The following is a 17,879-nucleotide window of genomic DNA, read 5'->3' on the forward strand; positions in this document are numbered from 1 at the left end:
TTGGTCTCCTATGCCAGTACTGCGCTGACGGTGACGATGTTGCGCAGCGGGGTTGCCGGGTCGTCGTCGGGGAAGGCGCGCCCATAGTCGGCGAAGTAGTCCCGGCGGGGTCGGCTGGACACCCGCCAGCCCCGGTTGGTGAGGTAGTCGACGACGTCGCTGCGCTGGCCGTCGTAAAACAGCCCCGACAGGTCGATGTCGCAGCCCATGTTGGCCCAGCGCTGGTTGAACTCGTCGGCGCGTTGGGCCATCGTCGGGCCCGAGTCGCCCGACGGGGGATGGCATTCGGTGGCCAGCCTGCTTCCCGGCGCACTGAGCGCGGTGATGTTGTCGAACAGCCGGTCCTGAGCTTCCGGAGGCAGATACATCAGCAACCCTTCCGCGCTCCAGGCCGAGGGTTGCTTAGGGTCAAACCCGTTGCGGCGCAATGCGGCCGGCCAGTCTTCCCGCAGGTCGATGCTGACCGTTTTCCGATGCGCCGTCGGGGTGGCGCCCAAGGCCGACATGGTGGCGCTTTTGAACTCGACGACCTTGGGCTGGTCGACTTCGTAGACCACCGTGCCGCGCGGCCAAGACAGCCGGTAGCTGCGCGCATCGAGGCCGGCTGCCAGAATCACCGCCTGGCGAACGCCGTCGCGGGCGGCGTTGAGAAAGAAGTCGTCGAAGAACCGGGTGCGCACCGCCATGGAGTCGGTCTCCAACTGCAGGTCCTGCCCGGCGCCGGACCCCTCCGGGTCGGACTGGAAGTCGAGTTCGCCGTCGACCAGTCGGATGAAAAAGCTGAGGCCGACCGCGCGCACCAACGGCGCCGCGAACGGATCATCGATGATCGGGTCGGCCTCGGCGCTGGCCAGCGCGCGGGCGGCCGCGACCATAGTGGCTGTGGCCCCGACGCTGGAGGCCAGATCCCAGGTGTCTAGATCGGTGCGTGCCATTGTGCCCCTATTCAATTCGAGTGACTTCTGGTCGAGCTTCGTTCGGGGCGCCCGGAGCAACTTCGCTCCGAGCCGCCCGGAGCGTCCCCGAGCCGAGTTTGATACTTAGCAAATGTAAAGAGCTATCCGAAACTTTACGCCTCACCCTTGCGGTTGCACGGTAGCCCGGACAGGACCTGCCCGGATCAGCTGTTAGTCTCGTAACGGTTTGACGCGTGACGCCGTACGTCCTGGCCTGCGGGTGTTTGGGTGCGGACGCAGGATGACCCAGGCTTACCCGAGCAGGCCAGCCCAGACCCGGTTGGCATGCCGCGACCAGAGTTCGGCTGCGCAGGAGGAAGAGTGCTTTCGGCTTTCATCTCATCGCTGCGGACAGTCGACCTGAGACGGAAGATCCTCTTCACGCTGGGCATTGTCATCCTGTACCGCGTGGGCGCCGCGTTGCCGTCACCCGGCGTCAATTTCAAGAACGTGCAGCAGTGCATCAAAGAGGCCACCAATGGCGAAGCCGGCCAGTTCTACTCGCTGATCCAGCTGTTCTCCGGGGGCGCGCTACTGAAACTCACCATCTTTGCGGTGGGGGTGATGCCCTATATCACCGCCAGCATCATCGTGCAGCTGCTCACTGTCGTCATTCCGCGCTTCGAGGAGCTGCGCAAAGAAGGCCAGGCGGGCCAGGCCAAGATGACGCAGTACACCCGCTACCTGGCGATCGCGCTGGCCATTTTGCAGGCCACCAGCATCGTGGCCCTGGCGGCCAACGGCGGGCTACTGCAGGGTTGCTCGCTGGCCGACGACATCATCGCCAACCAGAGCATCTTCAGCCAGGTCGTCATCGTGCTGGTGATGACGGCCGGTGCGGCGCTGGTGATGTGGATGGGTGAGTTGGTCACCGAGCGCGGCGTCGGCAATGGCATGTCGCTGCTGATCTTCGTCGGCATCACCGCGCGCATCCCGGCCGAAGGGCAACAGATTCTGGAGAGCCGCGGTGGGGCCATCTTTGCCGCCGTCTGTGTGGCCGCCCTGATCATCATCATCGGCGTCGTGTTCGTCGAGCAGGGCCAGCGCCGGATTCCCGTGCAATACGCCAAGCGCATGGTGGGCCGGCGCATGTACGGGGGAACCTCGACGTATCTGCCCCTCAAGGTCAACCAGGCCGGCGTCATCCCGGTGATCTTCGCCTCGTCGTTGATCTACATCCCGCACATGATCACCCAGCTGATCCGCAGCGGCAGCGCGACTCAGGGCAACAGCTGGTGGGACAAGTTCGTCGGCACCTATCTGTCCGATCCCAGCGACCCCGTCTACATCACCATCTATTTCTCGCTCATCGTCTTCTTCACGTACTTCTACGTGTCGATCACCTTCAACCCGGACGAGCGCGCCGACGAAATGAAGAAGTTCGGCGGCTTCATTCCGGGCATTCGGCCGGGCCGGCCCACCGCCGACTACCTGCGTTATGTGCTGAATCGGATTACGTTGCCGGGCTCGATCTACCTCGGCACGATCGCGGTGTTGCCGAACCTGTTCCTGCAGATAGGCAATGGCGGAGCGGTCCAGAATCTACCGTTCGGGGGCACCGCGGTTCTGATCATGATCGGCGTCGGTTTGGATACGGTCAAACAGATCGAGAGTCAGCTCATGCAGCGCAACTATGAAGGGTTCCTCAAGTGAGAGTCGTTTTGCTGGGACCGCCCGGGGCGGGCAAGGGCACCCAGGCCGAGAAGCTGGCCCAAAAGCTTGAGATCCCGCAGATCTCCACCGGCGAACTCTTCCGACGCAACATCGCCGACAGCACCAAGCTGGGCCTGGAAGCCAAGCGCTACCTCGACGCCGGCGACCTGGTGCCCTCCGAGCTGACCAACCAGCTCGTCGACGACCGGCTGAACAGCACGGACGTCGCTGACGGCTTCATCCTGGACGGGTATCCCCGGGCGGTGGAGCAGGCCCAGGCGCTGCACGAAATGCTGCAACGGCGGGGAACCGACATCGACGCCGTGGTGGAATTCCGCGTTTCGGAGGACGAACTGCTGCAGCGGCTCAAGGGACGTGGCCGCGCCGACGACACCGATGAGGTCATCCTCAACAGGATGAGGGTCTACCGCAACGAGACCGCGCCGCTCCTCGAGTACTACCGCGAGCAGTTGAAGACCGTCGACGCCGTCGGGTCCGTTGACGAAGTGTTCGCACGGGCCCTGCAAGCCCTGGGAAGATAGCTTCCATGCGCGCCCTGGCACGACTCCGCAGCCGCAGAGTCGTGCCACAGCGGACTGCCGATGAACTCGACGCGATGGCGGCAGCCGGCGCGGTGGTGGCCGCCGCGTTGCACGCGGTTCATGCGGCCGCTGCGACCGGCGTTTCCACCCTCAGCCTCGACGAGATCGCCGAATCGGTGATCCGCGAAGCCGGCGCCATCCCGTCGTTCCTGGGATATCACGGCTACCCGGCATCGATCTGCGCGTCGGTCAACGACCGGGTGGTGCACGGCATCCCGTCGGCCGCCGAGCTCCTGGCGCCCGGTGACCTCGTCTCCATCGACTGCGGCGCGGTGCTGCAGGGCTGGCATGGTGACGCCGCGATCACGTTCGGCATCGGTGCGCTCAGCCCCGACGACGACGCGTTGTCGCAGGCGACCAGGGAATCGCTGGAGGCCGGAATCGCGGCGATGATCCCCGGCAATCGGCTGACGGACGTCGCGCACGCCATCGAGACCGGGACGCGTTCGGCCGAGGTCCGCCACGCGCGCGGGTTCGGGATTGTGCACGGATACGGCGGTCATGGCATCGGCCGCCAGATGCACATGGATCCGTTCCTGCCGAACGAAGGCGCTCCGGGCCGCGGTCCCCTACTGGCGCCGGGTTCCGTGTTGGCCATCGAGCCGATGTTGACCCTGGGCAGTGGCAAAACGGTGGTTCTCGACGACGAATGGACCGTGACCACCGTTGACGGGTCTCGCGCGGCGCACTGGGAGCACACCGTCGCGGTCACCGAAAACGACCCCCGCATATTGACGCTGGCCCGGTGAACTAAACGCCTGCTCAACCCGTGTCAGTAGGCGGGAGGTGATCAAGTGGCTCGAGTGGCGGGCGCTCGGGGTGCGTCCGAGGCTGCGGAAGCCGCTCTGATGAAGGCGCTCTACGACGAACACGCCGCCGTGCTGTGGCGGTACGCGTTGCGCCTGACGGGCGACGCGAGCCAGGCCGAGGACGTGGTTCAAGAGACACTGCTGCGGGCGTGGCAGCACCCGGAGGTCATCGGCGACACGGAACGATCGGCACGCGCGTGGTTGTTCACCGTCGCCCGCAACATGATCATCGATGACCGACGCAGCGCGCGGTACCGAAATGTCGTCGCTTCGCTGGACGAAGAAGGCGCCCCTGAGCAGTCGACGCCGGACGAGGTAAACGCGGCGTTGGACCGGCTGCTGATCGCCGACGCAATGGCCCAACTGTCCGCGGAACACCGGGCCGTGATCGAGCGGTCCTACTACCGCGGTTGGACGACCGCGCAGATAGCGGCGGACCTCGAGATCGCCGAAGGAACGGTGAAGTCGCGATTACACTATGCCGTGCGGGCATTGCGACTCACCCTGCAGGAACTCGGGGTTACACGATGACGGCGCGCGGGCCTGGCACACAGCCCATCCGTTTGGCCGTCTGCTTCGAATACTTGAGGGTGACAGGAGATTGGAAATGATGACGTCGGTACGGGGACTCGGGCCGCCGAGTGATAAATCCGATGACAACGACCGCTATGCCATGTGGGATGCCGCCTATGTGTTGGGCTCGTTGTCAGCTGCGGACCGCCGCGAATTCGAATCCCACATGGTCGTTTGCCCGACCTGCCGCGAGGCCGTCGCCGAACTCAGCGGCGTGCCGGCCCTGCTTTCCCAACTTGACCGCGAACAAGTGGCCGCGATCGACGCAGCCAGCCCTGCGAGCGGAGCCCCGGAAATGTCGCCGGCGCTGCTGCCGTCGCTGTTGGCAACGGTGCGCTGGCGTCGCCGCCGTACCCGCCTGACGACCTGGGTGGCCTCGGCCGCCGCGGCGGTGGTGCTGGGAGTCGGTGTGTTCGTCGGTGTTCAAGGCTATTCCGCGACCACTCCGCAGCAGAGCACCGTGTCGGCCCAGCCGATGATTCAGGTCGGCACGCAGATGCTGACCTCCACGGTGGCCGTCAACTCCGAACACTGGGGAACGTTCATCAACCTGCGGTGCGTCTGCCTGGCTCCGCTGACCGCCCACCATGACACGCTGGCGATGGTGGTGGTGGGTCGCGACGGCAGCCAGACCCGGCTAGCCACCTGGACCGCCGAACCGGGCCACACCGCGACGCCCGCTGGCAGCATTTCGACGCCGGTCAACCAAATCGCGTCTGTGCAGGTTGTTTCCGCCGACACCGGACAGGTTCTGCTGGAGCGCTCGCTGTAGTTCGCCGAGCAGACGCAAAAGCACCGAAAACCAGCCGGTTTTCGGTGCTTTTGCGTCTGCTCGCGAGGCCCCTGGCGGTCGGTGCCTACTGCGGTATTGCTGGCCGGTCGCGGTGAACCTTACTTCGCCGCGTGTCGTGTTATAGGCATGCCCACAAAGCATCGGGTGGTCGACTACATCGTCGAACACCTCGGGGGAATCGGAGTCGACCACATCTTCGGAGTGGACGGCGCCAACATCGAGGATCTGTACGACGCCGCCCACTTCCAGTCGCAGATCACTGCCGTCCTGGCCAAGCACGAGTTCTCCGCCGCCACCATGGCCGACGGGTACAGCCGCAGCGGGGCCGGGCTGGGCGTCGTGGCGGCGACATCGGGTGGCGGCGCGCTGAATCTGGTTCCGGGTCTGGCGGAGTCGCTGACGAGCCGGGTTCCGGTCCTGGCTCTGGTCGGGCAAGCCCCCACGAACATGGACGGCCAGGGCAGTTTTCAGGACACCAGCGGCCGAAACGGGGCGCTCAACGCCGAAGCGGTGTTCTCCGCGGTGTCATTGTCGTGCCAACGGGTGCTGGCGCCGGTCGACATCGTCGCGGCACTGCCGCGGGCCATCGCCGTGGCACGCAGCGGCGGGCCGGCAGTCTTGTTGCTGCCCAAGGACGTTCAGCAGAGGCATGTCGAGCCCGAAGGAGCCGATTCACCCGCGCAGCAGTTGCGGCCCATCGGCAACCCGGCTCTGATTGCTCAGATCCTTTGCCGCGCAGACGGTCCGGTCACGATCATCGCCGGTGAGCAGGTCGCCCGCGACAATGCCCGCGCCGAACTCGAAGACCTGCGCGCGGTGTTGCGCGCGCGGGTGGCTACCGTTCCCGACGCCAAGGATGTCGCCGGGACACCGGGTTTCGGGTCATCGTCGGCGCTGGGTGTGACGGGCGTGATGGGCCACCCGGGCGTGGCCGACGCGGTGTCCGACAGCGCCGTCTGCCTGGTGGTGGGCACCCGACTGTCGGTCACCGCGCGCACCGGCCTCGACGAGGCGCTTTCGGCCGTGCGTACGGTGTCGATCGGGTCGGTGCCGCCGCACCTGCGGTGCACCCACGTACACACCGACGACCTCCGTGGTTCACTGCGGATGCTGACCGCGGCGCTGAGAGGACACGGACGGCCCACCGGCGTGCGGGTGCCCGACGTCGTGCGGCGCACAGAGCTGACACCGCCGCCTTACTCCGGCGCGGGTGTGCGGTACCGCGACGCCATGGCGGTGCTGGATGGCGCGCTGCCGGACGGGGCGGACATCGTGGTCGACGCCGGCAACACCGGCGCCGCCGCTATCCACCACCTGCCGGCGCGACGCGACGGCCGATTCGCGGTTGCGCTGGGGATGGGCGGCATGGGCTACAGCTTCGGTGCCGGCATCGGGATGGCGCTCGGGCGGGCCAACAGTGGCCGCCCGGCCGGGCGCACCGTCGTGATCGCCGGGGACGGTGCGTTTTTCATGCACGGTATGGAGGTGCACACCGCGGTGCACTACCGGCTTCCGGTGACGTTCGTGTTGTTCAACAACAATGCCCACGCCATGTGCGTGACCCGCGAGCAGCTGTTCTACGACGACCTGTACACCTACAACCGATTCCGTCCCAGCCGGTTGGGCGCGGGTCTGGCGGCGATGTTCCCGGGGTTGACCTCGATCGACGTCGCCGACCTCGACGGCCTGGCGTCGGCGTTGCGCGTGGCGCTGGGAATCGACGGCCCCGCGGTCGTGAGCGTTGAATGTGCTGCCGACGAAATCCCGCCGTTCGCACCGTTTCTCGCCTCATCGGCCAAACCGGCGAGCGGACACCAAGACCCCCAAAACGTCCCACGTCAGGGCACTCTCGTGAGCGTGCGCGCTAGTGCCACCGCTGAGATCTCAAACACGAAGGAGAGCCGAACCGATGCAACTGTCAGCGCTTGAGGACATACCCACCCACATCGATGGGGTGACCCGCATCGAGACGAGCCCGCGGGAGAAGGCCACCCCCGTCATCATGGAGATGATGCGGTCGGTCTACCCACACGACCAGGTGTTCGGTGAATACTGCACCGTCAACGATTACGTCGACTGCCCGCCCGACGATCTGTTCGACTACCTGGCCGACACCCGCAGCCTCGAGGAATGGACGTACAGCCTGCGCGGTTTCACGCCCACCCAGGAAGCGGGCCTGTGGCTCGCGTACGACCGGCTCGGGTCGGAGACCGAGATCTACACGCGCACCGTCGCCAACCGGGAGGCTCGGACGGTCGACTATCACTGCGCATGGGATCAGGGCAAGCACCTGTGGATGGTGTATCTGATGCGCGTCGTCGACGCGCAGGTGGTGCTCGACAAGCCCGGTTCGGTTGTGCTGTGGACCAATTGCCATCACCCGTTCTACGACCACAACCCCTATCCGGAGACCGCGCCGGCGGAACGCCCGGTGTGGGTTGGTGACTTCTGGGACATGTTCGGTGCCGGTCACCTGCTGGAACTGAAGAACCTCAAGGCGATCGCCGAGTACCGCCACCGCAACGGCCTGCCGGTCACCCCCGACTGGATGAGCCGGGAAGAGACGAGGCCATCGTGACTCAACCCACCGTCAGCCTGACCGACGTTTCCACCTACCTACCCGGCGAGCCGATCGGCGCCGAATATTATGCGCAATTCGCCGAATCCGACGACCTGCGTGACAACCTGATGTTTCGGGCGCCCAAGTTCCGCCATCACGTCGCGCCCGACGAGACCGCCGTCGACATGGTCGAGCGCGCGGCGCAAGGCATCATCGAACGGCACGGCGAGGACGTCATCGCGGGCGCCGACGTGTTGATCACCCACACCCAAGCACCCGACCTGCCGTTCTACGGCGCGGGCGGCGGTATTGCGCACCGGCTGGGCATGCGCCCGTCCTGGGTGCTCGACCTGCACAACGGGGGGTGCGCCGCATTTGTGTTGGGGCTCAACGTGGCTCGCCAACTGCTGGCCTCCGGCTCGGGGCGCACAGCGCTGGTCGCCGTCGCACAAAACGCCGCGGGCCAGGTCTTCGACCAGACCGGCGTTCGCCGCAAGGCCCAGGCGTCCGTGCCCGGCGACGGCGCCGCGGTTGGCCTGGTCACGGTGTCCGACCAAGCACCCATCCTCGATATCGAATGCCGCACCTACGGCGAATACCACGGTGAAATGACGCTTTCGCCCGATCCGCCCCGCAAGTGGTGGCAGCCCGGAACCGGTGAGTTGTGCATCGGCTTCACCGAAAGCAAGATCACCAAAGTGCTGGCCCGTGGGAACCGGCAGGTCCCCGAGGTCGCGCTGGCGGTGTGCGACCGAATCGGCATGAGCTCCAAGGACATCGACCTGCTGGTCACCAACCAGCCCAACCGGGTGTTCCTGCGCAACTGGCGCGAAGCGCTCGAGGTCCCCGAGCAACGCCATCGGGACACCTTTGACGAGTGCGGCAACCTGTTCGGCGCCGGGATTCCGATCAACCTGGACCATGCGATCTCCGATGGTCAGGTCAAGGCGGGCGATGTGGTCATGATGGCGGCCTTCGCGCACGCCGGAGACTTCGCCGGCGCCGCGGCGGTGCGCTGGGGCGGGCGGGCGTGATGCAACCCGCGCAGAACCCCGTCACCGCCGAGATCGGCGATACGTTCCCGAATGCGATCGACCCATATGCGTTGTCGCTCAACGAGAACCCGTTTCCACCGTTGCCCGCGGTGCGCTCGGCCCTGATTCGTTCGATCGATGCGGCCAACCGTTATCCGGAATTTCTGCCCGAGCGGCTGCGCGCCCTGATCGCCCGCCGGGTCGGGGTGTGCGGTGACCGGGTGGTGCTGGGCGCAGGCGCGACGGGTGTGGTGCTGCACGCGCTGCGGGCGCTGACGAGTCCGGGTGATGCGATGGTGATCGCGACGCCAACGTTCGACGGGTATCCGATCGTCGCGGAGATGGCGGGGCTGACCCCGGTGACCGTGCCGCTCGACGGGCACGGGCATAACGACCTCGACGCCCTGGCCGAAGCCGCCGCAGGCGCCCGGGTGGTGGTGGTGTGCCGGCCGCACAACCCGACCGGCACGATGGAGACGGTCGCCGAGGTGCTCAGGTTCCTGCGCCGGGTGCCGCGGGACACGATCGTGCTGCTCGACGAGGCGTACATCGAATTCGCGGCGGTCGAAGACCGCCTCGACGCGGCCACGTTGATATCGCGGTTTCCCAACGTGCTGGTGGTGCGGACCTTCTCCAAGGCGTACGGCCTGGCCGGCCTTCGGATCGGCTACGGGCTCGCGTCGGCCGAGCTGTCCCGAACGTTGTGGACCCAGCAGTTGCCGTTCGGGATCGCGATCACCGCGTTGCTTGCGGTCGCGGCGTCCTACGACGCCGAAGACCAACTGCTGCAGAGGATTCGGTTGATCACCGCCGAACGTCGTTACCTCCGGATGCGGCTGAGCTCGCTGGGGATCTACACCACCGATGCCCACGCGAACTTCATGTACCTGCCCGCGCAGGGGCGGCCATGGCGTGACGCCTTCGCCGACAGCGGACTACAGGTCAGGTATTACGACGACGGCGGCGCGCGGATCACCGTGGGCAGCCGCGCATCCAGCCTGGCGGTGCTGTCCGCGGTTAGCACGCCGAGCAGTCACAAAATCACCCTCTAGAGGCCCAAAAAGGGTGATTTTGCGTCTGCTCGCGAGGCAAAGTGCGGTATGAAAAGGCGTGGCCGACTCTGCGAAGCGTGACCCGATCGCGGCGGCGCGGGACAACTGGGAGCGCGCCGGATGGGGCGACGTGTCGCAGGGCATGGTCGCGGTGACGTCGGTGATGCGCGCGCATCAGATCCTGCTCGGGCGTGTCGAGACGGCGCTGCGGCCCTACGACCTGAGCTTCTCCCGCTACGAGCTGCTGAGGCTGTTGGCGTTCAGCCGCACCGGAGCGTTGCCGATCACCAAGGCCTCCGACCGGCTGCAGGTGCACGTCACCAGCGTCACGCATGCAATCCGTCGCCTAGAGGCCGACGGCCTGGTCAGGCGGGTGCCGCATCCCACCGACGGGCGCACGACGCTGGTGCAGATCACCGACCTCGGCCGCTCCACCGTCGAGGACGCGACTGTCACGCTCAACGAGCAGGTGTTCGCCGACATCGGGATGGATGTCAGCGAATCGCGAGCGTTGGTGTCGTCCATAGAAACGTTGCGGCGCAACGCGGGTGACTTCTAGCCACGCGGACGAGGTGTACCACCTCGCCCGGCCTGTTCAGCTGCCGCGAAGCCTCTGGATCACAGCGCTGAAGTCCAAGGCGCCGTGCTCGGCGGCGAACTTGGCGTAGATCTCGGCCGCGTGACTGCCCAGGGGGGCGGCCGATCCGGTCGACGTGACGGCGTCCATCGCCAGGCCCAGGTCTTTGTTCATCAGCGCGGTCGCAAAGCCCGGCTTGAAGTCGTTGTTGGCCGGCGAGGTGGGCACCGGACCCGGCACCGGGCAATTGGTGTGCACGGCCCAGCAGTTGCCGGTCGCGCCGGTGATGACGTCGAACAGCGACTGCGCCGACAACCCCAGCTTCTCGGCCAGCACGAACGCCTCGCCGACGGCGATCTGCTGCACCGCGAGGACCATGTTGTTGCACACCTTGGCGGCCTGGCCCGCGCCGGCCGAGCCGCAGTGAATGATCTTGCCCGCCATGGGTTCCAGCACGGGGCGGGCCCGCTCCAGCGCGGCTGTGTCTCCGCCCACCATAAACGCCAGCGTCCCGGCCACCGCACCCTTCACCCCGCCGGAAACGGGCGCGTCGAGTTGCGCCAAGCCGTGAGACTCGGTCAGCGCGTGCACCTCGCGGGCGTCGTTAACCGAGATCGTGGAGCTGTCGATGAACAGCGCGCCGGATCGCGCGGCGGGCAGTACCTCGGCGTAGCAGCGCTTGACCACGTCCCCGTTGGGCAGCATGGTGATGACGACGTCGGCTTCGGCAACCGCCTCGGCCGCGGTGTCGAACACCGTGGCGCCACCTGCGGCCGCGGCGGTCGCGGCGGCGGGAGCGGGGTCGAAGCCACGCACAATATGTTCTGCGGCAACGAGATTAGCCGACATCGGGCCGCCCATGTTGCCCAGTCCCAGGAACGCGATGCTTGTCATCGTTACCTTCCTATGTGCTGGCGCGCAGGCGCGCAGCCTCGGCCCGGCCGATGACAACCCGCATGATTTCGTTGGTCCCTTCCAGGATTCGATGGACCCGCAGGTCACGAACGATCTTCTCCAGGCCGTACTCGCGCAGGTAGCCGTACCCGCCGTGCAGCTGCAGGGCCTTGTCGGCGACGTCGAAGCAGGTATCGGTGACATAGCGCTTGGCCATCGCACACAGCTCGACCTTGTCGGGATCGTCGTCGTCCAGCGCCCGGGCGGCCCGCCACAACAACAATCGCGACGTCTCGAGCCCGGTGGCCATGTCGGCCAAGGTGAACCGGATCGTGGGTTCGTCGAGCAGTGCGGCCCCGAACGCCCGTCGCTCACGAACGTAAGCCCCCGCCTTGTCGAAGGCGGCCTGAGCGCCGCCCAGCGAGCACGCCGCGATGTTGAGCCGTCCGCCGTTGAGGCCTTTCATCGCGATGGAGAAGCCCGCGCCTTCGCCGTCGGCGCCGCCCAGCATCGCGTCGGCCGGCACCCGCACCCCCTCCAGGATCACCTGCGCGGTGGGTTGCGCGTGCCACCCCATCTTCTGTTCGAGCGCGCCGAAACTCACACCGGGCGTGCCTTTTTCGATGATGAATGCCGAAATTCCATGCGGTCCAGGTGTTTCCGGGCCTCCAGTCCGAGCCATCACCACGTAGACATCCGAAGCGCCCGCACCGGAAATGAACTGCTTGACGCCATCGAGCACATAGTCCGAGCCCTGCTTGACCGCGCGGGTGCTCAGCGCCCCGGCGTCGGATCCGGCCCCGGGTTCGGTCAAACAGTAGCTGGCAATGACATCCATCGGCGCCAAGCGCGGGACCCACTCCTTGCGTTGCTCGTCGGTGCCGAAGGTGTCGATCATCCACGCGCACATGTTGTGAATGGACAGAAATGCGGCGGTGACCGGGTCGGCGATGGCCAACTGCTCGAAAATGCGCACCCCGTCGAGCCGGCGCAGCCCGCTGCCGCCGACATCGTCGCGACAGTAGATCGCCGCCATCCCGAGTTCGGCGGCCTCGCGCAACACGTCGGTCGGAAAATGCTTGGCCTCATCCCATTCCAGGGCAAACGGGGCTACACGCTTGGCGGCGAACGCGGCGGCCGTCTCGGTGATAACCCGTTCGTCGTCGTTGAGGGTAAACATCGGCGTTAATTCATTGTCGGGATGACGAATTCGGCGCCATCCTTGATCCCGGAGGGCCAGCGTGACGTGACGGTCTTGACCTTGGTATAGAACTGGATCGAAGCGGGGCCGTGCTGGTTGAGGTCACCGAAGCCGGAGCGCTTCCACCCGCCGAAGGTGTGGTAGGCCACCGGCACCGGGATCGGCACGTTGACGCCGACCATGCCCACCTGCACCCGCGAGACGAAGTCGCGGGCCGTATCGCCGTCGCGGGTAAAGACCGCCACGCCATTGCCGTACTCATGCTCGGAAGGAAGCCGCAACGCCTCGTCGTAATCGTGCGCGCGCACGATACACAGCACTGGCCCGAAGATCTCGTCGGTGTAAATCGACATGTCCGAGGTGACATGGTCGAACAGGGTGGGGCCGATGAAGAAGCCGCCCTCCAGGTTTGAGTCAGCGAAAGTCAGGTCGTCGCTGGCGCGCTCGCGGCCGTCGACCACGATTTCGGCACCCGCGGACACACCCTGGTCGATGTAGTCGCGCACCCGCGTCAACGCTGCCTCGGTGACCAGCGGACCGTAATCAGCCTTGGGGTCCAAACTGTGGCCGACGCGCAGGTTGTTGATCCGCTCAATCAGTCTGGCGCGCAACCGTTCCGCGGTCTGCTCACCGACCGGGACCGCGACGCTGATTGCCATGCAGCGCTCTCCCGCGCTGCCGTACCCGGCGCCGATCAGCGCGTCGACGGCTTGGTCGAGGTCCGCGTCGGGCATCACGATCATGTGGTTCTTGGCGCCGCCGAAGCACTGCGACCGCTTGCCCGTGGCCGCGGCTCCGGCATAGATGTACTGCGCGATGTCGGAGCTGCCGACGAAGCCGACGGCTTGGATGTCGGGGTGGTTCAGGATCGCATCGACGGCCTCCTTGTCGCCGTGCACGACCTGGAATACCCCGGGGGGCAATCCGGCCTGCAGGAACAGCTCGGCCAGCCGCACCGGGACCGACGGGTCGCGCTCACTTGGCTTCAGCACGAATGCATTTCCGCAGGCCAGCGCCGGCCCGGCTTTCCACAGGGGAATCATCGCCGGGAAGTTGAACGGGGTGATACCCGCGACCACACCCAGCGGCTGACGCAGCGAGTAGACATCGATGCCGGGTCCGGCGCCCTCGGTGTAGTCGCCCTTGAGCAGGTGCGGGATACCCAAGCAGAACTCGATCACCTCGATGCCACGCTGGATGTCGCCCTGCGCGTCGGCCAGCGTCTTGCCGTGCTCGCGGGACAGCAGCTCGGCCAGCTCGTCGGTGTTCTCGTTGACCAGCTCGATGAAACGCATCAGCACTCGGGCGCGGCGCTGCGGATTCCATGCGGCCCAGCCCTTTTGCGCCTCGGCGGCCGATGCCACCGCGGCGTCGATGTCCGCCTTGCCCGCCAGGGGCACTGTCGCCTGCACGTGGCCGGTGTTGGGGTCGAAGACGTCAGCGGTACGGGTCGACTGGCCCGCGGTGCGCTGCCCGTCGATGAAATGTGGAATCTGCGTGGTCATAGGTGCCCCTGAGTACGCGCGGGAGAAAAACAGGATACTTGGATATCCTAGTAAATGCCGATCGGCATTGGCAAGCGGCTGTAACCCGGTCCACTATTTACCAGGGAAAATCACGTGTTACCAGGGAAAAACGCGTGTCCAGCAGATCCTCGCCGATGCAGGAGGTGTGTGACGGCACAACACGAGCCCGGGGCCCGGCGGCCGCTACGCGCGGTCCCCGAGCAGGGCCATTTCCAGGGCTATCCGGACTGGCAGGCGGTCTATCAGGACAACGCCACCTGGGTGTACCGCACCCTGTATGCGCGGGTCGGTAACCGGGCCGACGCCGAGGACCTCACCGCCGAGGTTTTTCTTGCCGCGCTGCGGCCGCTGCGCCTGTCGGCCAGCGTCGGTGAAGTGCGCGCCTACCTGCGGGCCACCGCCCGAACGGTGCTCGCCGCGCACTGGCGCCAGACCCTGGGGCGAGAGATCACCTCGATTGACGACATCGAGCAACCGCCCGAGAGCGACGACGCGATCAGCACGGCGCCCGCGCGCGTCGCCCGCGTTCTCGACCAACTTCCCGACAACTATCGTCGGATCCTGGAACTGCGCTTCCTGCAGGGCAGTTCGATCAAGGAATCGGCGGCAGAACTTGGTGTCAGCGTCGGCAACGCCAAGGTGCTTCAGCACCGCGCCCTGCGACTGGCGGCGCAGGTGAACGAGAGGGGCGAGCGATGAACGCGCGAGGGATGCGTCGCTACGTCAAGGACTTGCTACGGGGCCGTCGCCCCAAGCCGTTCCAGCCCGATGACTTCGAGGCGGCCCAGATCCGCACCGCCATCGACCTGCGCGCCTCCCGCATGGGAAGCGATGCGCCACGGCCGGAGTTCCTGTCCGACCTGCACCGGCGTCTGGCCGAGCAGATGGATGTCCAGCCGCAGCCGCCAACGCAGGGGAAAGCACGCAGGCTCAACACGACGCGCAGACAGGTGGTCGTCGGCACCTCCGCGGCAGCGGCCGCGGCCGTCGCCGCGGTTTCCGTCGATCGACTCGTGATCGGCGACACGAGCGTCGAAACACCGAATGCCTCGGGGGAGATCAAGCCCAACGACGGACGCTGGATGCGGGTGGCGGCGAGTTCGGAAGTCACCGACGGCGTAATGCGGGCGTTTGATCTTGGCTCGGTCAGTGGGTTCGTCGGTCGGGTCGATGGCAAACCCCAAGCGGTGTCCGCGGTGTGCACCCATCAGGGATGCCGGCTGTGGTTCGACGCCCCCGAAGCGCGGCTTCGCTGCCCGTGCCACTCGACGTCGTTCTCGCCCACCGGTGAGGTGCTCACCCATCAACTACCGAACGCGCCGAAGCCGTTGCCCAAGTTCATGGTTCGTGAGGCGGACGGCGTGATCGAGGTATTCGCCCCGATGCCCGAGCAGCCGACCTGAACGCTGTAACCCAACCCCATATCCCTTGGCGACCCATCGGATATTGGAGGTGCCACCATGTATCGCGTCTTAACCGCGGCAGCGGCAAGTGCGCTGTTGTTGCTAACCGGCTGTTCGGCTTCGCGGCCGGATGCGCATCCCTCGGTGACTTTTGGAACGGATGCCTCCGGTATGCCCGGAATGACCGGAATGTCCCCCATGCCGAGCGCGTCTGCGGGTGCCGCGACCGCGCCGGCGGGAGGACAGGAGGTCGGCATCGACAACTTCGCGTTTGCGCCGGCGAGCTTGACCGTCCACGTCGGCAGCACCGTCACGTGGACGAACCACGACGAAGAACCGCACACGGTGGTCGCCAACGACGGGTCCTTCCACTCGCCGGGCCTGGGGACGGGTGCCACCTACTCGCACACCTTCTCCGCCGCAGGCACATTCGACTACATCTGCTCCATTCACCCGATGATGCACGGCACCGTGGTGGTGACCCCATGACGCGCGATCCGAACACGATGAGCCGCCGACAACTGATCCGGCACACGGCCTGGTTTGGAGCCGCGGTCGGGTTCGCCGTGGTTGGTGGCGAGGTGATCTCACACATCGCCGACGCCAGCGCGGCCGAGCATGCGGGGGCGCGGCCGACATTGCGCTTCGCCCAAGTCAGCGACAGTCACATCGGGTTCACTGGTACGGCCAACCCCGACGTCGCCGGCACCTTCGGCCATGCGATCGATCGCATCAATAATCTCGGCTACACGCCGGATTTCGTCATTCACACCGGCGACCTCACCCATCTGGCCACCCCCGAGCAATTCGACAAGGCGAAGCAGATGATCAGCACCCTGCGCACACCGCACGTGTTCACCGTGCCCGGCGAACACGACTCGGTCGACGATGCGGGCCAGAAGTACCTCAGCGCGTTCGGGGCGGGCACCCGAGGCGACGGCTGGTACAGCTTCGACATCGCGGGTGTGCACGTGGTCGCGCTGGTCAACACGTTGAACCTGAAGAAGCTCGGGCATCTGGGCAATGAACAGCTGGACTTCGTTGAGAAGGACGTCGCGCGGTTATCCAGCGATACGCCGATCATCGTGTTCAGCCATATCCCGTTGTTCGCGATGTACCCGGACTGGGGCTGGGGCACCGACGACGCCACCCAGGTGCTGAGCTATTTACGCCGGTTCTCCTCGGTAACCTGCCTCAATGGGCATGTCCACCAACTGTTTTCCAAGACAGAGGGCAACGTGACCTTCTACAGCGGGACGACGACCGCCTATCCGCTGCCGCATCCGGGCGACGGGCCGGCTCCCAAGCCGGTGACGTTACCGGCCGGCAAGCTTGGCGATGTGCTGGGCATCCGCGAGGTGGCTTACACCACGGGGCAGAGCGCACTGGCACTGAAAGAGCGGACGCTGCAATGATTCTGACCCGGATTGGCTTTGCCGCATCGCTTGCCGTCAGTGCGGCCATTCATGCCTACTTGTATATTCATGGCTACCAACACATTCCGTCCATCGGAACCGGGTTCCTGGTCCAGGCGAGCGTTTCGTTCGCTCTGGCGGCGCTGATCCTGGTGGGCGGTCCCGGCTGGTTGCTCTGGGCCGCGGCCGGGCTGGCGGGCGGTTCATTGGTTGCGTTTGTCTTGTCGAGGACCACGGGGTTCGCCGGTTTCTCGGAGCACGGCTGGGATCCATCGCCCTATGCGGTGATCAGTGTGGCCGCCGAGGCGCTGACCGTGCTGTTGTGGGCCGCCGCGGTGGCGCCAAGATCGCGGCTCCGTCGGGTGGCCGGGCCGGCTGCCGAGTCGCGGCGCGCGAGCCACGTGTAGGCCCCCGAGCTAGACACGCTCAGACGTCGCACGGATCCGGATGCTCTCCACCCCAGTGCCCTCTCCGGTTGATTATCGGGTAGGTCTCCGGGGCCCTGATCGGAGGCGAACACGGTCGCGGACTTTTTCGAAAACTTCCGTTCCAGAGGTAATCAATATTTTCTTCGCGGCGGTTCGAACTAGGGCGCTTCCTTATTTACAGCCTCGGAATCTTCGTCGGCGGCGAGTTATTTGACGCCGGCCCCAGGGACCGGCACCCGCTCGCAACACCTATCTCAGGCGTAACAGGAGCAACCGGGCGCCTCCGCGTTGACCGACTGCCCGGCGGGGAGCCTGCTTCCGCGACCCGGGGCGTGCTCCTAGGATCGTCCCACCCACTGGCATCCCTGCCGGAGAGTCGACGTTCGGTGAGGTGTTCACCAGC

19 protein-coding genes are annotated in these 17,879 nt (G+C 66.1%); 15 read left to right on the forward strand and 4 right to left on the reverse strand.

Features of this window, described 5'->3' with window-relative positions:
* Positions 1-8 precede the first annotated feature (8 nt).
* A complete protein-coding gene (locus JO236_RS06560) occupies positions 9-935 on the reverse strand; it encodes a class I SAM-dependent methyltransferase (protein WP_293326385.1) in 927 nt (308 codons plus the stop codon).
* Positions 936-1,277: 342 nt separating this feature from the next.
* Between JO236_RS06560 and secY the strand changes: the two genes are divergently transcribed.
* From secY to JO236_RS06610, 10 genes are all read left to right on the forward strand, one after another.
* The gene (gene secY / locus JO236_RS06565) at positions 1,278-2,609 is read left to right on the forward strand and encodes a preprotein translocase subunit SecY (RefSeq protein WP_293326388.1); all 1,332 of its coding nucleotides are present in this window, start codon (positions 1,278-1,280) and stop codon (positions 2,607-2,609) included.
* Entirely contained in the window at positions 2,606-3,151 is a 546-nt protein-coding gene (locus tag JO236_RS06570; RefSeq protein WP_293326389.1) for an adenylate kinase, read from the forward strand. The genes secY and JO236_RS06570 overlap by 4 nt, the downstream gene beginning before the upstream one ends.
* 5 nt (positions 3,152-3,156) lie before the next feature.
* Entirely contained in the window at positions 3,157-3,960 is an 804-nt protein-coding gene (gene map / locus JO236_RS06575) for a type I methionyl aminopeptidase (protein ID WP_293326390.1), read from the forward strand.
* A gap of 45 nt (positions 3,961-4,005) precedes the next feature.
* The gene (locus JO236_RS06580; protein ID WP_293326391.1) at positions 4,006-4,551 is read left to right on the forward strand and encodes a sigma-70 family RNA polymerase sigma factor; all 546 of its coding nucleotides are present in this window, start codon (positions 4,006-4,008) and stop codon (positions 4,549-4,551) included.
* A 76-nt stretch (positions 4,552-4,627) separates the two neighbouring features.
* Complete coding sequence (locus JO236_RS06585; RefSeq protein WP_293326392.1) at positions 4,628-5,365, forward strand: anti-sigma factor family protein; 738 nt, start codon at positions 4,628-4,630, stop codon at positions 5,363-5,365.
* A gap of 147 nt (positions 5,366-5,512) precedes the next feature.
* Positions 5,513-7,315, forward strand: coding sequence for a thiamine pyrophosphate-binding protein (locus JO236_RS06590; RefSeq protein WP_293326393.1), 1,803 nt, complete (start codon positions 5,513-5,515; stop codon positions 7,313-7,315).
* Positions 7,296-7,964, forward strand: coding sequence for an SRPBCC family protein (locus JO236_RS06595; RefSeq protein ID WP_293326394.1), 669 nt, complete (start codon positions 7,296-7,298; stop codon positions 7,962-7,964). Before JO236_RS06590 ends, JO236_RS06595 begins: the two co-directional genes overlap by 20 nt.
* Entirely contained in the window at positions 7,961-8,980 is a 1,020-nt protein-coding gene (locus JO236_RS06600; RefSeq protein WP_293326396.1) for a 3-oxoacyl-ACP synthase III family protein, read from the forward strand. Before JO236_RS06595 ends, JO236_RS06600 begins: the two co-directional genes overlap by 4 nt.
* Complete coding sequence (locus JO236_RS06605; RefSeq protein WP_293326478.1) at positions 8,980-10,032, forward strand: pyridoxal phosphate-dependent aminotransferase; 1,053 nt, start codon at positions 8,980-8,982, stop codon at positions 10,030-10,032. The genes JO236_RS06600 and JO236_RS06605 overlap by 1 nt, the downstream gene beginning before the upstream one ends.
* Before the next feature lie 58 nt (positions 10,033-10,090).
* The gene (locus JO236_RS06610; RefSeq protein WP_293326398.1) at positions 10,091-10,591 is read left to right on the forward strand and encodes a MarR family transcriptional regulator; all 501 of its coding nucleotides are present in this window, start codon (positions 10,091-10,093) and stop codon (positions 10,589-10,591) included.
* Positions 10,592-10,627: 36 nt separating this feature from the next.
* Here JO236_RS06610 and mmsB read toward each other — a convergent pair whose 3' ends face one another.
* From mmsB to JO236_RS06625, 3 genes are read right to left on the reverse strand one after another with little or no spacing between them, the layout of a single operon-like run.
* Positions 10,628-11,503 (reverse strand): 3-hydroxyisobutyrate dehydrogenase, encoded by an 876-nt coding sequence (mmsB, locus tag JO236_RS06615; RefSeq protein WP_293326400.1) that lies wholly within the window; start codon positions 11,501-11,503, stop codon positions 10,628-10,630.
* Between the two features lie 10 nt (positions 11,504-11,513).
* On the reverse strand, positions 11,514-12,683 hold the full coding sequence (locus JO236_RS06620) for an acyl-CoA dehydrogenase family protein (RefSeq protein WP_293326402.1): 1,170 nt from the start codon (positions 12,681-12,683) through the stop codon (positions 11,514-11,516).
* 5 nt (positions 12,684-12,688) lie between these two features.
* On the reverse strand, positions 12,689-14,209 hold the full coding sequence (locus tag JO236_RS06625; RefSeq protein WP_293326404.1) for a CoA-acylating methylmalonate-semialdehyde dehydrogenase: 1,521 nt from the start codon (positions 14,207-14,209) through the stop codon (positions 12,689-12,691).
* A 168-nt stretch (positions 14,210-14,377) separates the two neighbouring features.
* On the opposite strand from JO236_RS06625, the gene JO236_RS06630 reads away from it, so the two are divergent.
* From JO236_RS06630 to JO236_RS06650, 5 genes are all read left to right on the forward strand, one after another.
* Positions 14,378-14,929: an RNA polymerase sigma factor gene (locus JO236_RS06630; protein WP_293326406.1), complete on the forward strand. Its 552-nt coding sequence runs from the start codon at positions 14,378-14,380 to the stop codon at positions 14,927-14,929.
* Positions 14,926-15,633 (forward strand): Rieske (2Fe-2S) protein, encoded by a 708-nt coding sequence (locus tag JO236_RS06635; RefSeq protein WP_293326408.1) that lies wholly within the window; start codon positions 14,926-14,928, stop codon positions 15,631-15,633. Before JO236_RS06630 ends, JO236_RS06635 begins: the two co-directional genes overlap by 4 nt.
* A gap of 171 nt (positions 15,634-15,804) precedes the next feature.
* Positions 15,805-16,122: a cupredoxin domain-containing protein gene (locus tag JO236_RS06640; RefSeq protein ID WP_416362172.1), complete on the forward strand. Its 318-nt coding sequence runs from the start codon at positions 15,805-15,807 to the stop codon at positions 16,120-16,122.
* On the forward strand, positions 16,119-17,048 hold the full coding sequence (locus JO236_RS06645; protein ID WP_293326412.1) for a metallophosphoesterase family protein: 930 nt from the start codon (positions 16,119-16,121) through the stop codon (positions 17,046-17,048). Before JO236_RS06640 ends, JO236_RS06645 begins: the two co-directional genes overlap by 4 nt.
* Positions 17,045-17,455, forward strand: a complete 411-nt coding sequence (locus JO236_RS06650) for a hypothetical protein (protein WP_293326414.1) — start codon at positions 17,045-17,047, stop codon at positions 17,453-17,455. Before JO236_RS06645 ends, JO236_RS06650 begins: the two co-directional genes overlap by 4 nt.
* Positions 17,456-17,879: the final 424 nt, after the last annotated feature.

It is taken from the genome of Mycobacterium sp., from assembly GCF_019247635.1.
Lineage (GTDB): Bacteria > Actinomycetota > Actinomycetes > Mycobacteriales > Mycobacteriaceae > Mycobacterium.

Bases quoted from the DNA above. Each gene is read 5' to 3' on its own strand.
- JO236_RS06560 (WP_293326385.1), bottom strand. From the start codon at position 935: ATGGCACGCACCGATCTAGACACCTGGGATCTGGCCTCCAGCGTCGGG.
- map (WP_293326390.1), top strand. From the start codon at position 3,157: ATGCGCGCCCTGGCACGACTCCGCAGCCGCAGAGTCGTGCCACAGCGG.
- JO236_RS06585 (WP_293326392.1), top strand. From the start codon at position 4,628: ATGATGACGTCGGTACGGGGACTCGGGCCGCCGAGTGATAAATCCGAT.
- JO236_RS06590 (WP_293326393.1), top strand. From the start codon at position 5,513: ATGCCCACAAAGCATCGGGTGGTCGACTACATCGTCGAACACCTCGGG.
- JO236_RS06595 (WP_293326394.1), top strand. From the start codon at position 7,296: ATGCAACTGTCAGCGCTTGAGGACATACCCACCCACATCGATGGGGTG.
- JO236_RS06605 (WP_293326478.1), top strand. From the start codon at position 8,980: ATGCAACCCGCGCAGAACCCCGTCACCGCCGAGATCGGCGATACGTTC.
- mmsB (WP_293326400.1), bottom strand. From the start codon at position 11,503: ATGACAAGCATCGCGTTCCTGGGACTGGGCAACATGGGCGGCCCGATG.
- JO236_RS06620 (WP_293326402.1), bottom strand. From the start codon at position 12,683: ATGTTTACCCTCAACGACGACGAACGGGTTATCACCGAGACGGCCGCC.
- JO236_RS06625 (WP_293326404.1), bottom strand. From the start codon at position 14,209: ATGACCACGCAGATTCCACATTTCATCGACGGGCAGCGCACCGCGGGC.
- JO236_RS06635 (WP_293326408.1), top strand. From the start codon at position 14,926: ATGAACGCGCGAGGGATGCGTCGCTACGTCAAGGACTTGCTACGGGGC.
- JO236_RS06640 (WP_416362172.1), top strand. From the start codon at position 15,805: ATGCCCGGAATGACCGGAATGTCCCCCATGCCGAGCGCGTCTGCGGGT.
- JO236_RS06645 (WP_293326412.1), top strand. From the start codon at position 16,119: ATGACGCGCGATCCGAACACGATGAGCCGCCGACAACTGATCCGGCAC.
- JO236_RS06650 (WP_293326414.1), top strand. From the start codon at position 17,045: ATGATTCTGACCCGGATTGGCTTTGCCGCATCGCTTGCCGTCAGTGCG.